General features: G+C 30.1%; 19 protein-coding genes and 1 pseudogene. 10 read left to right on the top strand and 10 right to left on the bottom strand.

What is annotated here, in order from left to right:
- Positions 1–556: 556 nt before the first annotated feature.
- On the bottom strand, positions 557–1,375 hold the full coding sequence (panB, locus tag H0I28_RS13930; protein ID WP_165731405.1) for a 3-methyl-2-oxobutanoate hydroxymethyltransferase: 819 nt from the start codon (positions 1,373–1,375) through the stop codon (positions 557–559).
- A 256-nt stretch (positions 1,376–1,631) separates the two neighbouring features.
- Between panB and H0I28_RS13925 the strand changes: the two genes are divergently transcribed.
- The 3 genes from H0I28_RS13925 (at position 1,632) to H0I28_RS13915 (ending at position 3,284) form a co-directional block, all read left to right on the top strand.
- On the top strand, positions 1,632–2,198 hold the full coding sequence (locus tag H0I28_RS13925; RefSeq protein WP_165731406.1) for a sigma-70 family RNA polymerase sigma factor: 567 nt from the start codon (positions 1,632–1,634) through the stop codon (positions 2,196–2,198).
- A gap of 3 nt (positions 2,199–2,201) precedes the next feature.
- The gene (locus H0I28_RS13920) at positions 2,202–2,465 is read left to right on the top strand and encodes a hypothetical protein (protein ID WP_218759470.1); all 264 of its coding nucleotides are present in this window, start codon (positions 2,202–2,204) and stop codon (positions 2,463–2,465) included.
- 177 nt (positions 2,466–2,642) lie between these two features.
- Complete coding sequence (locus H0I28_RS13915; RefSeq protein ID WP_218759469.1) at positions 2,643–3,284, top strand: O-methyltransferase; 642 nt, start codon at positions 2,643–2,645, stop codon at positions 3,282–3,284.
- Positions 3,285–3,436: 152 nt separating this feature from the next.
- Here H0I28_RS13915 and tatA read toward each other — a convergent pair whose 3' ends face one another.
- Complete coding sequence (tatA, locus tag H0I28_RS13910; RefSeq protein WP_165731409.1) at positions 3,437–3,763, bottom strand: twin-arginine translocase TatA/TatE family subunit; 327 nt, start codon at positions 3,761–3,763, stop codon at positions 3,437–3,439.
- A gap of 91 nt (positions 3,764–3,854) precedes the next feature.
- Between tatA and H0I28_RS13905 the strand changes: the two genes are divergently transcribed.
- The 4 genes from H0I28_RS13905 (at position 3,855) to H0I28_RS13895 (ending at position 6,512) form a co-directional block, all read left to right on the top strand.
- A complete protein-coding gene (locus H0I28_RS13905) occupies positions 3,855–5,120 on the top strand; it encodes a D-alanyl-D-alanine carboxypeptidase/D-alanyl-D-alanine-endopeptidase (RefSeq protein WP_218759468.1) in 1,266 nt (421 codons plus the stop codon).
- Positions 5,121–5,146: 26 nt separating this feature from the next.
- On the top strand, positions 5,147–5,269 hold the full coding sequence (locus H0I28_RS17670) for a hypothetical protein (RefSeq protein ID WP_302850016.1): 123 nt from the start codon (positions 5,147–5,149) through the stop codon (positions 5,267–5,269).
- Positions 5,270–5,472: 203 nt separating this feature from the next.
- Positions 5,473–5,985, top strand: coding sequence for a hypothetical protein (locus H0I28_RS13900; RefSeq protein WP_218759467.1), 513 nt, complete (start codon positions 5,473–5,475; stop codon positions 5,983–5,985).
- Between the two features lie 221 nt (positions 5,986–6,206).
- Positions 6,207–6,512, top strand: coding sequence for a hypothetical protein (locus tag H0I28_RS13895; RefSeq protein ID WP_218759466.1), 306 nt, complete (start codon positions 6,207–6,209; stop codon positions 6,510–6,512).
- 542 nt (positions 6,513–7,054) lie between these two features.
- Here the strand turns inward: H0I28_RS13895 and H0I28_RS17610 are convergent.
- Both H0I28_RS17610 and H0I28_RS17665 read right to left on the bottom strand, forming a co-directional pair.
- Positions 7,055–7,159, bottom strand: a pseudogene (locus tag H0I28_RS17610) (IS110 family transposase); the annotation flags it as partial.
- Complete coding sequence (locus H0I28_RS17665) at positions 7,137–7,259, bottom strand: hypothetical protein (protein WP_302850284.1); 123 nt, start codon at positions 7,257–7,259, stop codon at positions 7,137–7,139. The pseudogene H0I28_RS17610 and the gene H0I28_RS17665, both read right to left, overlap by 23 nt.
- Positions 7,260–7,607: 348 nt before the next feature.
- On the opposite strand from H0I28_RS17665, the gene H0I28_RS13885 reads away from it, so the two are divergent.
- Positions 7,608–8,564, top strand: coding sequence for a GIY-YIG nuclease family protein (locus H0I28_RS13885; protein WP_218759465.1), 957 nt, complete (start codon positions 7,608–7,610; stop codon positions 8,562–8,564).
- Positions 8,565–8,728: 164 nt separating this feature from the next.
- Here the strand turns inward: H0I28_RS13885 and H0I28_RS13880 are convergent, their stop codons facing one another.
- Entirely contained in the window at positions 8,729–9,184 is a 456-nt protein-coding gene (locus tag H0I28_RS13880; RefSeq protein WP_068447789.1) for an RNA methyltransferase, read from the bottom strand.
- Between the two features lie 280 nt (positions 9,185–9,464).
- Between H0I28_RS13880 and H0I28_RS13875 the strand changes: the two genes are divergently transcribed.
- Positions 9,465–12,113 (top strand): TonB-dependent receptor, encoded by a 2,649-nt coding sequence (locus H0I28_RS13875; protein WP_218759464.1) that lies wholly within the window; start codon positions 9,465–9,467, stop codon positions 12,111–12,113.
- 55 nt (positions 12,114–12,168) lie between these two features.
- On the opposite strand, the gene mutS is transcribed toward H0I28_RS13875, so the two are convergent.
- Complete coding sequence (mutS, locus tag H0I28_RS13870; RefSeq protein WP_218759463.1) at positions 12,169–14,778, bottom strand: DNA mismatch repair protein MutS; 2,610 nt, start codon at positions 14,776–14,778, stop codon at positions 12,169–12,171.
- 87 nt (positions 14,779–14,865) lie between these two features.
- On the opposite strand from mutS, the gene H0I28_RS13865 reads away from it, so the two are divergent.
- On the top strand, positions 14,866–15,396 hold the full coding sequence (locus tag H0I28_RS13865) for an RNA methyltransferase (RefSeq protein WP_166386135.1): 531 nt from the start codon (positions 14,866–14,868) through the stop codon (positions 15,394–15,396).
- 328 nt (positions 15,397–15,724) lie between these two features.
- Here H0I28_RS13865 and mgtE read toward each other — a convergent pair whose 3' ends face one another.
- Genes mgtE through H0I28_RS13845 form a run of 4 tightly spaced genes read right to left on the bottom strand, consistent with a single transcriptional unit; the run spans position 15,725 to position 18,400 of the window.
- Complete coding sequence (gene mgtE / locus H0I28_RS13860) at positions 15,725–17,077, bottom strand: magnesium transporter (protein WP_218732045.1); 1,353 nt, start codon at positions 17,075–17,077, stop codon at positions 15,725–15,727.
- The gene (rsmA, locus tag H0I28_RS13855; RefSeq protein WP_218732044.1) at positions 17,058–17,870 is read right to left on the bottom strand and encodes a 16S rRNA (adenine(1518)-N(6)/adenine(1519)-N(6))-dimethyltransferase RsmA; all 813 of its coding nucleotides are present in this window, start codon (positions 17,868–17,870) and stop codon (positions 17,058–17,060) included. Before rsmA ends, mgtE begins: the two co-directional genes overlap by 20 nt.
- Entirely contained in the window at positions 17,867–18,061 is a 195-nt protein-coding gene (locus H0I28_RS13850) for a hypothetical protein (RefSeq protein ID WP_218732043.1), read from the bottom strand. The genes rsmA and H0I28_RS13850 overlap by 4 nt, the downstream gene beginning before the upstream one ends.
- 9 nt (positions 18,062–18,070) lie before the next feature.
- Positions 18,071–18,400 carry a DUF4286 family protein gene (locus H0I28_RS13845; protein ID WP_218732042.1) on the bottom strand — a complete coding sequence of 110 codons (330 nt, stop codon included), beginning with the start codon at positions 18,398–18,400 and terminating at the stop codon, positions 18,071–18,073.
- Between the last annotated feature and the right edge of the window lie 44 nt (positions 18,401–18,444).

Here is an 18,444-nt window from a genome sequence, read left to right as displayed (position 1 = left end):
GATTATTAGATTAGTGTTATTTTATTTTTTGACTAGTTAGAAAAATAGTCAACATATTTTTTTAGTTAGAAATATATTAATTCATCCATTTGCTAATTATTAAAATTAGCGCCATAATAGGAAAAAGGTAAATTACGTAGAATTTAAAAAATTTGTAAAAAAAGTTTATTAAAGGATAAAATGAATTATCCTTCTTTATTAAATAAGCTCCTTTTTTTGTAATGAAGGTAAAAATAATTCTAAGGATAGGAATTAAAAGTAAATAATAGACCGTAAAATAAATTTTATCTGATACGTTCATTTTTGTTAAAATTTAACAATATAAATCAATTCATCCACATAAAAAATAGGAATAAAAGAAGCATAAATGACCAACAATAATTTACTACAAAAAAGCTAAGGTTTATATAGAAATCGTTAGAAATTCCTTTTTTACTCTTCTGTTTATAAATTAATTTAAGCCATTTAATAGCTACATATCTAATAAAAAAATATGTAGCTATTATTACTAAACTGTAAATTAATTTGTAATTAAAGTTCATCCAATCATCGATACTTAATATTGCTCTTTATCATTAGGGAAATCACTGCTTTTTACATCATCAATATAAGATTTAAAAGCGCCAGTCATTTCTGTATGCATATCTAAATATCTACGTAAAAAACGAGGATGAAATTCGTGTGTCATTCCTAACATATCGTGGGTAACTAAAACCTGACCATCAACACCATTTCCGGCACCAATACCAATTACAGGAATAGAAATTGCTTCTGCAACTTCTTGAGCTAATTTAGCAGGTACTTTTTCTAGAACAACGGCAAAACAGCCTAATCTTTCTAACATTAAAGCATCTTCCATTAATTGTTCTGCTTCTTCTTCTTCTTTTGCTCTAACAGTATATGTACCAAATTTATATATAGATTGTGGTGTTAAACCTAAATGTCCCATTACAGGAATTCCGGCATTTAAAATACGTTTAATAGATTCTTTAATTTCTTTACCACCTTCTAATTTTATAGAATGTCCGCCGCTTTCTTTCATAATTCTAATAGCAGAACGTAACGCTTCTTTTGGGTCTGATTGGTAACTACCAAAAGGTAAATCTACAACCACTAAACATCTTGTAATAGCTCTAACTACAGAACTTGCATGATAAATCATTTGATCTAACGTAATAGGTAAAGTTGTTTCATGACCCGCCATAACATTAGATGCAGAATCTCCAACCAAAAGAACATCAATTCCAGCTCCATCTAAAATTTTTGCCATTGTAAAATCATAGGCAGTTAACATGGAAATTTTCTCTCCATTCTTCTTCATATCTACCAAAGATTTTACTGTAACTTTTTTATATTCTTTTTTTGCTGCTGACATACTTTTTATTTTTTAAATAGTATGTAAATGTAAGGAAAAGCATTAAATATTAAACAAGTTAATCTTTGGTTAATCTTAAGAAGATAAAATTTTATTAAAAGGTTATTTGTTAATTTTATTACTTGTTATTTATAGTTTTTCATTTAAATTTCTAAGAACTTGTATGTACTTAATTATTTGATAGTTAAAAAAGAAGTGGTAATTGTAAAGAGCAAAGAATAAAAAATAACATTATCTTTGATTTTTTATTTATTAGATGACAGAAGAGCAAGTTGTATTAAACACAGACAAATGGATAGATAATTATGCAGATTATATGTATAATTATGCTGTTGTGCGTGTAAATAATAGTGACTTGGCTAAAGATTTAGTTCAAGATACTTTTTTTGCAGGATTAAAATCAGCTAAAAATTTTCAAGGAAAATCTACCGAAAGAACTTGGTTAATTTCTATCTTAAAAAGAAAGATCATAGATTATTATAGAAAAATAAATTCTAAAAAAGGACAGGCTGAAGTTAGAATGAATTTTTATGATGATGGCGAGAATGAAGGTAATTGGTTAGAAGAGAGAGTGCCACAAAGCTGGGATAATCAATCTGAAAAAACCATTGAAAACGAAGAATTAAAAAGTCAGTTAGATTCTTGTATAGATGCTTTGCCAGAAAAATATGCAATGGTTTTTAGAATGAAAACCATACAAGAGTTTGAAACTGAAGAAATTTGTAAGGAGTTAGATATTACAGCGTCCAATTTATGGGTTATCATTCATAGAGCAAGAACACAGCTCAGAAAGTGTATGGAAGATAATTGGTTTAATAATTAAGACATGTTTAAAAATTTAAAAATTACCTGCGACGAAGCAACTACTATTTGTGATAAAAGCCAATACGGTGCTGCTACTATAAGTGAAAAAGTGAAATTAAGTATTCATTTTTTAAGTTGTAAAATATGTTGTCTTTACACAAAGCAAAATAAAACACTTACAAATTTATACAAAGGGCAAGCTAAAAGTTGTAAAGAGATAAAGCGTTGTTTAAGTAAAGAAGAAAAGGAAGCTCTAAAAAAAGAGTTAGAGAAAATAAAGGAATAAAGATATTTTGGTAGTTTTTAAAAAACTACATTTTTTGATTTTTTGTTAGATTGAAACGGGATTTATAGAAATATAGATTCCGTTTTTTTGTATTTTAGCTTTTTGTCTTCTCGAGCGCAGTCGAGAGGTTTGTATAGAAATTTAATAAGGTTCCGACTGCGTTCGACCAGCTATAAGATGCATTTTTTACCAGAAAATATAGACAATTATGTTGTGGAACATTCACAACAAGAGCCAACCATTTTAAAAGAATTAAGTAAAGAAACTTGGCAAAAAGTATTGAATCCTAGAATGTTAAGCGGTGCTTTTCAAGGAAGAGTATTGTCTATGATTTCAAAATTAATTCAGCCAAAAAACATTTTAGAAATTGGTACGTATACTGGGTATTCTGCTTTGTGTTTAGCGGAAGGATTAGCATCCGAAGGAAAAATTTTTACATTAGATAAAAATGAAGAATTAGAAACACTTCAAAATAAATATTTTGAAAAATCTGGTTTCAGAAATCAAATAGAACAATTTGTGGGGAATGCAATTGAGATTATTCCTACTATTGACCAGAAATTCGATTTGGTTTTTATTGATGCGGATAAATCTAATTACATCAACTATTTTCATTTAATTATTGATAAAATGAATTCGGGTGGAATTATTTTATCTGATAATGTACTTTGGAGTGGAAAAGTAGTAGAAAAATTAGATCCTAAAGACAAAGACACAAAAGTTCTTTTAGAATACAATAAATTATTAAATACAGACGATAGAGTAGAAACGGTACTATTACCAATAAGAGATGGTTTAACAATAACTAGAGTAAAATAGTTTCCGCTCTGCGGGATAAAAAACATTGTTTTTAAAAACCAATAAACTATTTAAAAAGTAATTTTTGAAGTGTTTATTATGGTTTTCCGCTACGAAGGAAAGATAGTTAAGGTAATTTTTTTTAAGAGGAATAAACGGTTCTAAAAATAAATTTAGAAATTACGCTTTATCGGGCCAGTTAAATCTTCAATATCTTGTTTTACAGAATTGATTCCTTTATTAATATCTTTTGTAATATTTTTAAATTCCTGGTTTGCGCCTTGAGATACCTCTTTTGCAGAATCTGCTTCTGCTTTTGGTAATTTAGAACTTTCGTTAATTTCTCTCTTAATATCGTTGGTTGCATCTTTTACTTGACGCATTCCTTTTCCTAATCCTCTGGCAATTTCAGGAATCTTATCTGCACCAAAAAGCATCACCACAATTAACATGACAACCATTATTTCTGGACCACTAATAAATAAAAGAATTGTATTCATATACTACAAAGGTAAATATTTATTCAATATATAAACTTCACAAACCAAAATATTTGTAGTTTAGAAAAAAAATATATTAAAAATAATTTAAATGCTTAAAAGAGTACTTGTAATTTTGTTTGTAACTGTCTATTTTACAGGTTGTAAAATGGTTAAATTATCTAGAAATATCGATCAAAAATTAGCAACTTCTTTTTTTGATAATCAATTTACGGGAATTTATATTTATGATGTAGCAGCAGATAAAGTACTTTATAATTATAATGCAGATAAGTATTTTACACCCGCAAGTAATACCAAAATTTTCACACTTTTTACAGGTTTAGAAATGTTGCCAGATTCAATTCCGGCTTTTAAATATGCTGTAAATAAAGATACACTTACAATACAAGCCACAGGAGATCCTACTTTTTTACATCCATTTTTTAAAGACAGTACCGCTTTAAAATTGGCAAAAAAATATAAAAAAGTACATTTAATTGCTAATAATATTTCTGATCAAAAATACGGACCAGGTTGGGCTTGGGAAGATTTTGATAGCTATTTTAGTCCAGAAGTAAGTGCTTTTCCTATGTATGGAAATGTTGTCTTTGTTCAAAATGAAGATTCCATAAAGGTCAGCCCAAACTATTTTGCTGATAAATTAGAAATTACAGATAAAAGTTACGGCAGAAAAGAGCTTTCTAATTCTTTTTATTTTGGAAAAAACAGGAAAAGAGAAACCGAAATTCCTATGATTATAAGCGATTCTTTACTCTTAAATCTCTGGAATGATATTTTACCCAACAAAGTAAGTTTATTGCATAAATCGGCTTTAAAACCGGCTACAATTGCCTATAGCATTCCTAAAGATTCATTATTTAAAAGAATGATGGAAGTAAGCGATAATTTTTTAGCAGAACAGATTTTAGTTTTAGCGTCTTCAACACTTTCAGATACATTGAGTTCTGCAAAAGCAAGAAACTTTATTTTAAAACATCAATTACAAGATTTAAAACAAAAACCACGCTGGGTAGATGGTTCTGGTTTAAGTAGGTATAATTTATTTACACCCATTTCTTTTGTAGAAGTTTTAACAAAAATGCACAAAAAAATACCATCTAAAAAGTTGTTTCAGTTTTTTCCTGTTGGTGGAGAATCGGGTACTTTAAAAAATTGGTTTTCTGGAAATCCTAAACCGTATATTCATGCAAAATCAGGTACTTTGGGTAATAATTATAATTTAAGTGGTTACCTAATTACAAACTCGGGTAAAGTATTAGTTTTTAGTTATATGAATAACCATTATATGCATTCTAACGGTGAAGTAAAAAAGAGAATGCAAATGATATTTGAGGAACTAAGAGATAATTATTAAATATATTGATTAAAATAGCATAAACTATGGAAGAAATAATAAATGATTTTAGTGCAGGTATTCTTTTTTGGCAAGTAATTCAAATAGTTTTTTTAGCAGCATTGGTCTATTTTTTATACAAAATTTCTAGACGTTTTAGTAAAAAATGAATTTTACTGTTTTGTTATTAACAAGTATATTTATACCATATAATAAATTGCTAAATCTAAATATCTATAAATAATTATAAAAGTAAATACTTTTTTTTAAACCCTGTGAATTTAGGGGATAAAACAATTTTTTACTGTTATATAAAGCGTTGTAAGGCATTAACGAAGAAACTCTTGAATTTAATAACAAAACTCTACTAACCTTGGAAAATATTTTAACTTGGCTGAATGACTTCATAAGAGAAAACTCTTTGACATCAGTTATTTTAGTCTCTTTTGTATTAAGTTTTGTTTACGACTTACTAAAAAAACTTTTCTTTGTCGGAATAAAATATACTGTCACAAAAACGAATAGATGGTCATTGAAAAATATTGAATTTTTGATAAATCATCATAAAGATGAACTTGAATCCCTAAAAAATATTTCGGAAAATAAAAACGGGGAACTTTTAAAAATAACTGAAAATACTTTTAAATATTTTTTCTTCATTTTAATATTTGCAATCGTATTATTATTTATAGACAAATTAGGAAGTAACTTATTCTTTTACAGTTTTATTGGAGCCTCTACTTCTCTAATTATTAAAATAATTACAAGTTTAATTTATGATTACAAGTTGGTTCAAAAGTCCAAAAAAATTGAATTTTATAAGACGAAAATCAAAAAACGAATTAAAGTTTTGAAAGAAATAATTAAGAAATCGAAAACTGAATAAAAACGCCTTACAACACCGTGTAAAAAAAATTGCTTAATTTTAGCTTAACCAAAAGTTGTTGCTTTTTTACTCACTCCTATTTTCCTGCGGAAAATAGCCGTTCACAAAAATCGCAACTTCTTATACACAAAAACGTTGTACACCATTTGAGAAAAACATATCGCATAGAATTAAACGAAGTAAAAATCGGAACAACTGAGTTTGAATTTGCTGACACGCCAATGGGTGTTATCCACGGAAAAATCAATTTTGAAAACGTGGAATCACCTTATGAACTATTTAGAAACCATTGTAAAAAACATAATGTTCAAATAAACGATGACGAACCGAAATTAAGGCTGATTGATACTGTTGTAATTCCCGAACTGAAAGTTTACTTGGAAAACGGAACTGAACTAAATGGTTGGGGTGGAGCAATAACTGGAATGGATAACGAAGAATATGAAATTCAATTTGGAGGAATTACATCTGAATTAATGCAAACGGAATTTAAACATCACTATGACGAATATTTTGGTGCAGAATAAAAAAGGTTGAATGAATTATATAATTAAAGTTTGGCTGTTCACCGTAATGTTATCGCCACTTCTAATAGCATTAATTTTAGGTGCAATAATAAATGATTCTAGCTTTAACAGCATATTAAGCTCTTACGAAATAATATTCGTAATGATTATTGTTGGATTACTTTCGTCAATGCCTGCGATGATAATATTTTGGATTATTAAAAGTAGCTTAAAAAGTAAATTTTCAAATTCGAAAGAGAAAATAATCTTATCTCTTTATTCCTTTTTATCAGTTTGGATTACATTTTATATAGTCGATAATGGATTTATAACACGATGGTCGGAACAAACAATTTGGGTTTTAATATATTCCTTAACGATAGTTTTGGGAGTCTGGATTTTTGAATTAGACAAAAAAGAAATAACTGAATAAAAAACGGTGTACAACAAAGAACTGAGCTAAAAACCAACTCTTTTCTTCATTAAATTTATGCATTATTATTCTAGGCTCATAATTCTATCAATTAGTATTTTGAGCTTTTTATTTTTTATATAAACACTACTTATTTAGATAAAACCGACACATGAGTTTCATCATAAGGTAAACCTGATTTAGCAATAGCAAAACATTGTTTTAGTAGTTTATTACAAACAGCAATTAAAGCCAAAAGAATCATTTTTAAATTGATTATGACCGCTTTTACTTCCATAAACATCAAAAACATCTTTACTAATGTCAACTCCAAAAATTTCCTTATATTTATTCATAAAGACTGATTTATGAAATAATAACCTACTTATACTCACAACAACTTGAAATCGAGATCTAGGTCTCACAGAACTGAACGTGATTTTTAGTAGAAAAGAGAGAGGATTATCAATGTTGTCGAAGTCTGATGCTTCACCGTATAAACTAACCTTAATTCTCTCTTTTATTCTTTCTGATTAAGTATCAAATTTATTAAAAGACAAACTTAAGCCGTATAAACTTTATTTATAGCTCACTTTGGAAATTCCTCCAGAATTTCGCCGTTTGTGTTTTATTTACTAAATTCATTGCTTAAACACGTAACTTTCCATAACACAACAACGTTACTACATATATATAAAAGGGCAATGACAACAGAAGAAATCATAGAATTACTTAAAGAAAGAGAAACTGATTTTTTGAAAACAAAGACATTTTCACAATTTCCTGGAATTTATGCGTTTTTTTATATTGGCAGCGACTTTCCATTATTAGGTGATTCTGTTTCCAAACATCAAATAATATACATTGGAAAAACTGAATCAAGTCAAGAAAAGAGAGATTCAAAAACGCATTTTACAACTGGGAAAACTGGAAGTTCAACAGTAAGAAAGTCTATCGGTTCAATATTGTGCGTACAAGAGAATTTAAAGCCAATTCAAAGAAATGACAGTGACTATGCAAAAAGGAGATTTAGCCATTTCAAATTTGACAACGCAAGTGAAATAAAAATTACAGACTGGATGAAAAAGAATATGGCTTTGTCATTTTACGAATATCCTGAAAGTAAAGAGAAAATTGACAAATTAGAGACAGAAATAATAAAGCAATTAAAACCGATTTTAAATATTGACCATAAAAATCTAGAGAATCCATATCTAAGTCAAATAAAGCAATTAAGAAAAAATTGTGCTTTGATTTCAATTAAAAATTCAGACTTTAAGAATCAAAATCCTGAAAAAAAGAAAACAAATAAAACAGAAATCACAAAAAAGCCTCTTGGCACTTCTGCTTCTGGAATTGTATACATTGACAACATCTCGAAAAGTGATGTTAAAAGCCATAACATAAGAATTAAAGTTGAAAACAAACACTTATTCCCAGCGGAGAAATTAGGACAACCAATTTCTTATTCTTTGGACTTCAAAGTTGAAAATACAGATTTTATAGCAAAATATAAGATTGGGTCAAAGGACGAAAAATCAAGAAGTGGAGTTTTGAAACTTGGAGATAGTGTTTATCAAGAGACTTTAAAAATACAAATTGGAACAAATTTAAAAATTAGTAAATCAAAGGATAACAGATACATTATTGAAAGATTATAATGAAATACGCGTGGTAACACCGTGAAAAAAAAATGCTGGTAAAAGCATACTTGCGAAAATCCTCCGGAATTTCACCGTTCGTATTTTATTTATTGAATTCATTGCTTAAACAAAGCTTATACAACATCGCTTCTTAATAGAAAGTAGTTTTAATTCTCTTACACCTAAAAATTAAACTTCGCCTGTCTATCATACATAATAATGCTTCCGGCAACGGATACATTTAAGCTTAATTCAGATTTAAATTTTACCAAATGATGCGATTTTTCAATAGCTAATTTAGACATTCCATGATCTTCTGCGCCTAATAAGTATACACAACGTCTAGGATGGGTAAAGGTTTCTAATTGTACTGCTTTTTCATCTAATTCTACGCCGACTAACATAGCGCCTTTTGGCAAGTTGTTAAAGAAATCTTCAAAAGTTTCGTAATGAAAATAAGGCATTGCACCTGTTGCTTTGTGCGTATCGCAAGCTTGTTTAGCATAGCGATTGCCAATGGTAAAAATAAAACTAGCCCCCATATTTTGGGCAGAACGCCAAAGTACTCCTAAGTTTTCAGGGGTTTTTCCATTCTGAATTCCAATGCCGAAAAAACCTTGTTCTAAATTGTTTACCATTCCTTTTTAATATTATTCAATTTCATCAACGTTTTTTTAGAAGCATCTTAATGCTCTTTAAATTATTAAAAAAATATTTTCTTTCTTAACTCGCTTATTTTGATAGTACTAAAAGATAAAAAAAATATCCATAAATCATATATTATCTTTATTTAGAATAAATAAAAATAACATTGTATGTTTGCAAAATATTTACCAAAAACTAGTGTGTCATTATCAGATTTCATACTGGAAACATGATATTATTAACAGATTAAAAAAATACTTAAAATCAAAAGTAATGAATTATTTTATAAATTCGAAAAGTTCTATAAACCTCACTAAAATAGTATGCTGTATACTGTTTTTATTAAGTTTCCAAGATGGGAAAGCTCAAAATATAAGTGGTAAAATTCATGGAAAAATTGTTAATCAAAGTGGTACTCCTCTTTCTAATGTAACCGTTCAAATTAAAGAATTTTCTTTGGGAACTTCATCAGATAATAATGGTGAATTTATGGTTAAAGTTCCTATTGGTGAGATTACTTTATCTGCTTCATATGTTGGTTACAAAACAGTTAATAAAACCATAACAGTGAACTCAAATAAAATTTCTGAAGTAAATTTGATACTTACAAATACATCAGAAAATTTAAATGAAATTTTAATTGAAGCTCATTTAGACAAAGAAAAAGTACCTACAGTTTCTCGTTCTGCTACAAAATCTAAAATTAGTTTAATGAACACGCCTGCGCCTGTAGTTGTTGTAGGTGGTTATTTATTAGATCAACAAGCTAACAATACGATACAACAAAGTATTAGAAATATAAGTGGAGTTACACAAGCGGGTAATAATTATAATATTGGTGATAATTTAGTTATTAGAGGGTTAGGTGCTAATTATGCCTACGATGGTATGTATGGTGGTGGTAGTTTAGGGAATACATTTAATCCTGTTCGTTCGCAAACTAACATAGAAAGAATTGAGGTTTTAAAAGGTCCGTCTGCTGGTCTTTACGGAATGGGCGCCGCAGGTGGAGTAATTAATTTAATAGAAAAAAAACCTTTAGATATAGAACAATATTCTATTGAAACTCGTTTTGGAAAATGGAGACATTATAGAGTTATGGTCGATTTAACGGGTCCAATTTCAGAGAAATTAAGTTATCGTTTTGTAAGTGCAAGTGAAGTTGAAGAAGGATATAGAGATGTATCATCTGAAAGATTTGAGAATTATGGATCTTTAAAATATGAAACAGATAAACATCAATTTATATTATCTAGTGCATATATAGAAGATGCTGTTCAAATTGATCCAACAGGAAACCCTGTAAGATTAGTAAGTACAAGTTTATTAGGAAACCCGGAAGATGGTGGTTATAATTGGGAAAACTTAGTAAATGATAACGGTTTAGATAGTAGTGGAAACTTTTCTGGTGTACAATTAACTGATGAGCAACGCCAAATTTTGGCAAACTCATTAACCAATACAGATGGTTATGAACCCTTTGATATTGGAGATGCTACATTGGTATCACCTTTGGCAACACCAAACAAAGGAAAAGAATTTAGAGTAAAATTACGTCATGAGTGGAAACCAAGTGAAACTGTTAACATTACAAACCAGGTTTTGTATAGAAATTATAGCTCAGATTATGTTAGGCAAACAGGGGCTTTAAATTATTCTTATTATCAACAAAGTGGTATTATACATAACGATACTCGTTCGCCATTAATTATAGATGATGTAATTTATCCGTATGCGGCAAGACGTCAAGAATATAGAATTGTTGATGCTCAAGAAAAAATGTTTCAATATTTTGGTGATTTTCAAAAAACATGGGGAAAAGGAAATGCTTTAAGAGGAGAACATTTATTAAGTATTAACTACGAGAATAGAAATATTGATTACAGCCAACATTCTACTTGGGATGCAGATGATAGTAGAGCAACTAACCCTGTGCCATACATTTTAGATATTAGAAACCCTAACTGGGGATCTGGAAGTATTTGGGATTATGACCCAATTTTAAGAAGCCAATACGAAAAAACAGTACAAGGTTATGGGGTCGGTTTTCAAGAAGTTATTTATTACGATAAATTAACAGCTAGAGTTGGTGGAGCTTATTTAGGTACCCAACAAGATTATAGAAATTTGTATGATGATGGACAATTAGTTGATTTTAACGATGCTGGTTTTGCTTATAATTTAGGTTTAAATTATAGAGCTATGGATCAGTTATCTTTATTTGGTAACTATTCTGTTGGTAGAACGGTTTATAGCGTAACATCTTCTTTAGATGGTGATGATCGTCCTGATTCTGAATCTTTGTCAATAGATTTAGGAATGCGTTTTAAGACGAAAGATAACAGTTTATTAGCGTCTCTTATATTTTTTCAAACAGCAACCACAAATTTACAGTATGCTAATGATGATTATGAAGATGATCCTGCAGCATCAAATTTTAATATTGATGTACCTCAGTATTTTTATGATCAAGAAAATAGAACAAGAGGTGTAGAGTTAGATGTAAATTATGCGGTTAATAATTTCTTATCATTTAATACCAATGCAACATTTCAAGATCCTAAAACAATAGAAGGAGAAGATGTTATTACAGAACAAAGTAAAGGTGTACCAAAAACATATGCTCGTTTTTGGGGACAATACAAGTTCTTGTTAGGTAAACAAAAAAATCCTTTAAGTTTTAACTTAGGTACAAGTTACGAAAGCAAAAGAACTATTGATGGTTATAGTTTAGTAGATGCTCACGTAAATAGCTATGTTCTTTTTGATGGAGCTCTAGCTTATGGAATTGGAAAAAATTGGGATTTAAGATTAAATATTGAAAATATTTTTAATACTAGATATTATGTAAAAGCAATGTTTGCAGGGGCTTTACCAGGAGAAACTAGAAATTTACAACTTACTACAAAGTATAAGTTTTAAAAAAATACAGTAAAAAATAATTAAAAAGAGCTAAACATTTACGTTTAGCTCTTTTTTACTTTTTAATCAACATTCGTTTAATTTCATTCAACTTCATTAATGCTTCAATAGGCGTTAAAGTATCAATATTTGTAGCTAAAATTTCTTCTTTAATATTTTCTAATAACGGATCATCTAACTGAAAAAAGCTGAGTTGCATTTCTTCATTCTGATCTTGTTTTAAAACGTCTTTAACTTCGGCGTTTTTGTTGTTCTTTTCTAGTTTATCTAAAATTTTATTCGCTCTATGAATTACCATATTTGGCATTCCAGCAAGTTTGGCAACATGAATACCAAAACTATGATCAGAACCACCAGAAACCAATTTACGCAAGAATATTATGGTGTTTTCTAATTCTTTTACAGACACATTAAAGTTTTTAATGCGCTCAAAAGTAGTGGTCATTTCATTCAACTCATGATAATGCGTAGCAAACAATGTTTTTGCTTTAGTTGGATGTTCGTGTAAGAACTCAGATATGGCCCATGCAATCGAAATTCCGTCATAAGTAGAGGTTCCTCTACCAATTTCATCTAACAAAATTAAACTGCGCTCAGAAACGTTATTTAAGATCGAAGCTGTTTCATTCATTTCTACCATAAAAGTAGATTCGCCCATAGAAATATTATCACTGGCACCAACTCTAGTAAAAATTTTATCTACAATACCAATTTTTGCATTCTGAGCCGGAACATAACTTCCCATTTGTGCTAATAAAACGATTAATGCAGTTTGTCTTAAAATAGCAGATTTACCAGACATATTTGGCCCAGTAATCATAATTATTTGTTGTTGAGTTCTGTTCAACACCACATCATTTGCAATATACGCTTGATCTATGGGTAATTGTTTTTCAATAACCGGATGACGACCATTTTTTATTTCCAAATCAGTACTTTCATCCATAATCGGACGCACATAATTATTGTCAATTGCTAGAACTGAAAAAGAAAGTAAACAATCTATTTTTGCGATAACCTGTGCATTTTCTTGGACTATCTGTACATATTGAATGATGTACTGTAGTAATTTAGAAAATATTTCTTGTTCTATTTTGGCTATTTTTTCTTCAGCACCTAAAATTTTGGTTTCGTATTCTTTTAATTCCTCGGTAATATATCGCTCTGCATTTACCAAGGTTTGTTTACGTATCCATTCTTGTGGAACTTTGTCTTTATGAGAATTTCTAACCTCAATATAATACCCAAATACGTTGTTAAAAGAAATCTTTAAACTTGTAATTCCTGTGCGCTCTGTTTCACGCTTTAGCATGTTATCTAAATACTCTTTACCAGAGTTAGAAATGGCACGTAAATCGTCTAATTCTTGATGAACGCCAGTAGCAATAGCATTTCCTTTATTGATGTTTACCGGAGCTTCATCAAACAAGGTTTCATTAATTTTTTCAATTAAATCGGCACATGTATGTAATTGATTTCCGAGTGCTTTTACTGTATTATTTTTACTTTTTTCTGCGGATGCTTTTATCGGCAAAATGGCCTTTAAAGAATCTTTTAAAAGTACAATTTCTCTAGGTGAAGCTTTACCGGTTGCTACTTTAGAAATTAATCGTTCTAAATCGGATATTTGTTTTAATTGATAAGTTACTGTCTGAGAAAACTCATCAGAATCTATAAAAAACTTTACCAGTTCATGACGATTTTTAATGGCGTCAATATTTTTTAAAGGCAATGCCAACCAACGTTTTAACAATCTTCCACCCATGGGCGAAATTGTTTTATCAATTACATTTAAAAGTGTAACTGCGTTGATAGAATTAGGGTTGTACAATTCTAAATTCCGAACCGTAAAACGGTCCATCCAAACATAATTATCTTCAGCAATTCTGCTGATATGCTGAATGTGTTTTAGCTGATTGTGTTGCGTTTCCGACAAGTAATACATCACTGCACCAGCAGCAATAATTCCGTTTTTAACATCCTGAATTCCAAAACCTTTTAAGCTTTTTACTTCAAAATGATTTTGCAACGTTTCATTCGCATATTCTTTTTGAAAAACCCAATCGTCTAAATAAAACGTGTAATATCGGTTTTCAAATAATTCTAAAAATTGTTGTTTGTGTTGTTTCTGAACCAAGACTTCACTCGGACTAAAATTCTGCAACAATTTATCAATATATTCTGCATTTCCTTGTGCCACCAAATATTCACCAGTAGAAACATCAAGGAAAGAAATTCCGAGTTGTTTTTTATCAAAATGAACTGCCGCTAAAAAGTTATTGGTTTTGGTTTGTAAAACTTCGTCGTTTAAAGAAACTCCGGGTGTAACCAATTCTGTAACCCCACGTTTTACTATGGTTTTGGTCATTTTAGGGTCTTCTAACTGGTCGCAAATAGCAACACGCATTCCAAACTTTACCAACTTTGGTAAATAGGTGTTTAAAGAATGATGTGGAAAACCTGCCAAAGCAGTTTCTGTTTCACTTCCGGCACCACGTTTTGTTAAGGTAATTCCTAAAACATCGGCAGCTTTTTTAGCGTCTTCACCAAAGGTTTCGTAAAAATCTCCTACTCTAAAAAGTAACATTGCATCAGGATATTTATTCTTGATTGCGTTGTATTGTTTCATTAAAGGAGTTACCTTTTTAGCTTTTGTTTTTGCCAAGTTTTGGAAATTTTCAGTTAGTTTTGCGAAGATAAAAATTAGTACGCAGTAATCAGTAGCAGTTTGTAGTGAACTTATTCACAAGATATGAGAAAATTAAAGAATAACGAGTTAGGAAGAATTACAGTTGATGAATTTAAGACTGTTGAAAAGACGCCAATTATAGTAGTTTTAGACAATATTAGAAGTTTAAATAATATTGGTTCTGTTTTTAGAACAAGTGATGCTTTTTTGATTGAAAAGATCTATTTATGTGGTATTTGTGCTACTCCGCCAAATAAAGATATTCATAAAACAGCCTTAGGAGCAACCGAATCGGTGGCTTGGGAATACGTAGAAGATACTTTGACTTTAGTTGAAAAATTAAAGGCAGAAAATGTAAAAGTTTTATCTATTGAACAAGCAGAAAATTCTACAATGCTCGACACTTTTTATCCGACGATAGGAGAGAAGTATGCTATTGTTATGGGGAACGAGGTAAAAGGCGTGCAACAAGAAGTGGTAAATGCGTCTGATTTGTGTATCGAAATTCCGCAATTGGGTACCAAACATTCTTTAAATATTTCTGTAACCACAGGAGTTGTTATTTGGGACTTGTTTGTGAAGTTAAGAAAATAGTTCTTTTTGCTCATACAGTTTGTACTTTCTGATGTCACATATTTGTAGCCGTTAGTTTGTCCTTTCGAACGGAGAGAGAAATCACATAAGGTTGATTGGGTTTGTGCAGCACTTTTATGAGACTTCTCCTTGCGTCGAAATGATAAATTTGGTGTTTAATTTTTAGGTTTTCTTAACTTTTACTGTTTCAAATTTCAAATGATATTAAAAGGAGTATTCAGTATATAAAAGTTGCTGGTAAACAAGTCTAGCCCAGATTGAAGCGGCATCCTTTTTGCTTTTTCAGCAAAAAGATATAGCGGAAAGCTGGAAATAGCTTCTAAAAAAATTAAAATCCTAAGACTAATTTAGCGATAGAAAAGTAGATTAAAATTCCTAAAATATCGTTACTTGTTGTTATAAATGGTCCTGTGGCCAATGCTGGATCGATACCTTTTTTTGCTAAAATAATAGGAATAAATGTTCCAATAATTGAAGCAATAATAATTACGGAAATTAAGGAAGCTGCTACGGTAATTCCTAAGTCTAGTGGAAATCCTAAAAACAACATTCCGGCAGACATTAATAAGGCTGCCAATACAAAACCGTTTAACAAACCTTGTAATATTTCTTTTAACAACCTTTTAAACAGAGATCCTTTTAAGCTGTCGTTTGCCAAACCTTGCACAATAATTGCAGAAGATTGTACGCCTACATTACCTGCCATTGCAGCAATTAAAGGTGTAAAAAAGAACAGTTCTGGAAAAGTGTTTATTGCATTATCAAAACTACCTAAGACAGAAACAGAAATAAAGCCACCAAAAAGGGCTAAAATTAACCACGGTAAACGCGCTTTTGTAAGTTCCCAAATGGTATCATCTGCTTCTACATCTTGGGAGAAACCAGCTGCCATTTGGTAATCTTTGTCGGCTTCTTCTCTAATAACATCTAAAATATCATCAATGGTAATTCTACCCACTAAAACATTGTTGTCATCTACAACAGGTATGGCCTCTAAATCGTACTTAGCCATTATTTTAGCAACTTCTTCGTCGTTTTGATGTACGTTTACAGCATCTACTTTTGCTTTACAAATGTCTGCTATTTTATGGTCTGATTTGGCAATGATTAAGTCTTTTAAAGACATTCTACCTACCAATTTATCTTCTTTATCTACTACATAAATAGAGTGTACTCTGGTAACATCTTTAGCTTGTCCTCTTATTCTGCGCATGCAGCCGGCAACGGTCCAGGTTTCATAGACCTTTACCAATTCTTTTGCCATTAAAGCACCTGCAGAATTATCATTATAAGACAGTAATTCTTTAATATCTGCTGCATGGTCATCGTCTTCTAAAGCAGACATTACCCTTTTTTGTCTTTCTTCAGACAGTTCTCCAATAATATCGGCAGCATCATCGGTGTCCATTTCTCTAACTTCATCGGCAATTTCTTTTGCAGATAAGTTTTTTAAAATTTTCTCACGAGTATCTTCGTCTAATTCGGTAAGTATTTCTGATGTTTTTTCGCTATCTAAAAGTTTTATAATATAGATAGCTTCATCAAAATTAACTTCGTCTAAAACTTCTGCGATATCGGCAAAATGGACTTCAGAAAATAATGCTGTTATTTCTTTATCATTGTTAGAAATGATAAGTTCTGATAGGTTTTCTAAAGATTCATCAGTGATTTCGAACGTCATTTTCTGCCAATTTTTGCGTAAGTAAAATAAACTCAGAAACAGATAATTGTTCTGGGCGTTTCGCAAAGATAGGGTCTTCTTTTAAGGTATCCGAAATATTGAAAGACTTTAAACTAGAACGAAGCATTTTTCTTCGTTGATTAAAGGCTGTTTTTACAACTCTAAAAAATAATTTTTCGTCTACAGGTAACGAATAATCTTTTTTACGAATTAATCGTATAACACCAGAATCTACCTTTGGAGGTGGATTAAATACCGTAGGCGGAACTGTAAATAGGTATTCTACATCAAAAAAGGCTTGGGTTAACACCGATAAAATTCCGTACACTTTGCTACCTTCTTTTTCTGCAATTCTTTTAGCTACTTCTTTTTGAAACATACCTGCAAATTCTGGTACAAACTCTCTATTTTCAATGGCTTTAAAAACAATTTGTGTAGAAATATTATAAGGGAAATTACCAATAATTGCTACTTGCTTTTTATTGAAAATATCTTGGATTTGATTCTTTAAAAAATCGCCTTCAATTATTTCGAAATGTTCTTTAGAAGTGTCTAATTTAATGTGTTCTAAAGGAAATGTTTCATGCAAATAAGCAACAGATTCTCTGTCTAATTCCATGACAGTTACCTTTGCTTTTTTTGGTAATAAATATTTGGTTAAAACCCCCATTCCAGGACCAATTTCTAAGACATCATCATACCCATTACCTGTTAATGCGTTGGCAATATCTTGTGCAATGGTTTCATCTGTTAAAAAATGCTGACCTAAATGTTTTTTTGCTTTTACACTCATAATTTATCGGGTTTTTTAATGCCTCCAAGACCTATTATTGTTAAACCAAAACCTAGTCCACAAAACACTCCAGAAATTGTTTCTCCAGGTTCTTTGCCCCATTGTAAGTAGGCAAGTAGAGCTCCTATTAAAATTAGCGAAATACCAATTAAAGGAACTTTCTTTCTGTGTATGTAGAGAAAGTTTTTCATGTTTAATTATTAGTTGATCACATTTGTAGGATAAAATTCTTTTATCAATTTTAATTCTGTTCTAAAAGCTAACATTTTATCTCCAAATTTTTGAAGACTTTTCTGTTGCAATGTTTCTGCCTCGTGTTTATAATAATCGTCTAAATCTTCTCTAGTATTTGCTGTATATTGTATAGAATAAGTTCTACCACCCATTTCTTCTTCTACCAAAACTTCAGTTAGTTTTGCTGCAGTAAATCTACCCGTATTTAAGACTTTTAAAATATGAGTTTCCATAAATGTAAGCCATTCTTTATGAACGGTTTCATCTATATTTATAGTTACGTTGTATATGTACATTATGCTGAGTAATTGTAATTTTGTATAAATGTTTTATTGAAAAA

This window comes from Polaribacter sp. AHE13PA, from assembly GCF_019278505.1.
Taxonomy (GTDB): Bacteria; Bacteroidota; Bacteroidia; order Flavobacteriales; family Flavobacteriaceae; genus Polaribacter.
The sequence above is the reverse complement of the archived record's forward strand: the minus strand, read 5'-3'. Positions and strand labels throughout refer to the sequence as shown.

Excerpts from the sequence above, each read along its gene's own strand:
- tatA (WP_165731409.1), bottom strand. The coding sequence starts at position 3,763 with ATGAATACAATTCTTTTATTTATTAGTGGTCCAGAAATAATGGTTGTC.
- H0I28_RS13895 (WP_218759466.1), top strand. The coding sequence starts at position 6,207 with ATGGGTGTTATCCACGGAAAAATCAATTTTGAAAACGTGGAATCACCT.
- H0I28_RS17670 (WP_302850016.1), top strand. The coding sequence starts at position 5,147 with ATGGAAGAAATAATAAATGATTTTAGTGCAGGTATTCTTTTTTGGCAA.
- H0I28_RS13850 (WP_218732043.1), bottom strand. The coding sequence starts at position 18,061 with ATGAAAAACTTTCTCTACATACACAGAAAGAAAGTTCCTTTAATTGGT.
- H0I28_RS13905 (WP_218759468.1), top strand. The coding sequence starts at position 3,855 with ATGCTTAAAAGAGTACTTGTAATTTTGTTTGTAACTGTCTATTTTACA.
- H0I28_RS13925 (WP_165731406.1), top strand. The coding sequence starts at position 1,632 with ATGACAGAAGAGCAAGTTGTATTAAACACAGACAAATGGATAGATAAT.
- H0I28_RS13845 (WP_218732042.1), bottom strand. The coding sequence starts at position 18,400 with ATGTACATATACAACGTAACTATAAATATAGATGAAACCGTTCATAAA.
- H0I28_RS13920 (WP_218759470.1), top strand. The coding sequence starts at position 2,202 with ATGTTTAAAAATTTAAAAATTACCTGCGACGAAGCAACTACTATTTGT.
- panB (WP_165731405.1), bottom strand. The coding sequence starts at position 1,375 with ATGTCAGCAGCAAAAAAAGAATATAAAAAAGTTACAGTAAAATCTTTG.
- H0I28_RS13880 (WP_068447789.1), bottom strand. The coding sequence starts at position 9,184 with ATGGTAAACAATTTAGAACAAGGTTTTTTCGGCATTGGAATTCAGAAT.
- mgtE (WP_218732045.1), bottom strand. The coding sequence starts at position 17,077 with ATGACGTTCGAAATCACTGATGAATCTTTAGAAAACCTATCAGAACTT.
- rsmA (WP_218732044.1), bottom strand. The coding sequence starts at position 17,870 with ATGAGTGTAAAAGCAAAAAAACATTTAGGTCAGCATTTTTTAACAGAT.
- H0I28_RS13865 (WP_166386135.1), top strand. The coding sequence starts at position 14,866 with ATGAGAAAATTAAAGAATAACGAGTTAGGAAGAATTACAGTTGATGAA.
- H0I28_RS13885 (WP_218759465.1), top strand. The coding sequence starts at position 7,608 with ATGACAACAGAAGAAATCATAGAATTACTTAAAGAAAGAGAAACTGAT.
- H0I28_RS13875 (WP_218759464.1), top strand. The coding sequence starts at position 9,465 with ATGAATTATTTTATAAATTCGAAAAGTTCTATAAACCTCACTAAAATA.
- H0I28_RS17665 (WP_302850284.1), bottom strand. The coding sequence starts at position 7,259 with ATGAATAAATATAAGGAAATTTTTGGAGTTGACATTAGTAAAGATGTT.
- H0I28_RS13915 (WP_218759469.1), top strand. The coding sequence starts at position 2,643 with ATGCATTTTTTACCAGAAAATATAGACAATTATGTTGTGGAACATTCA.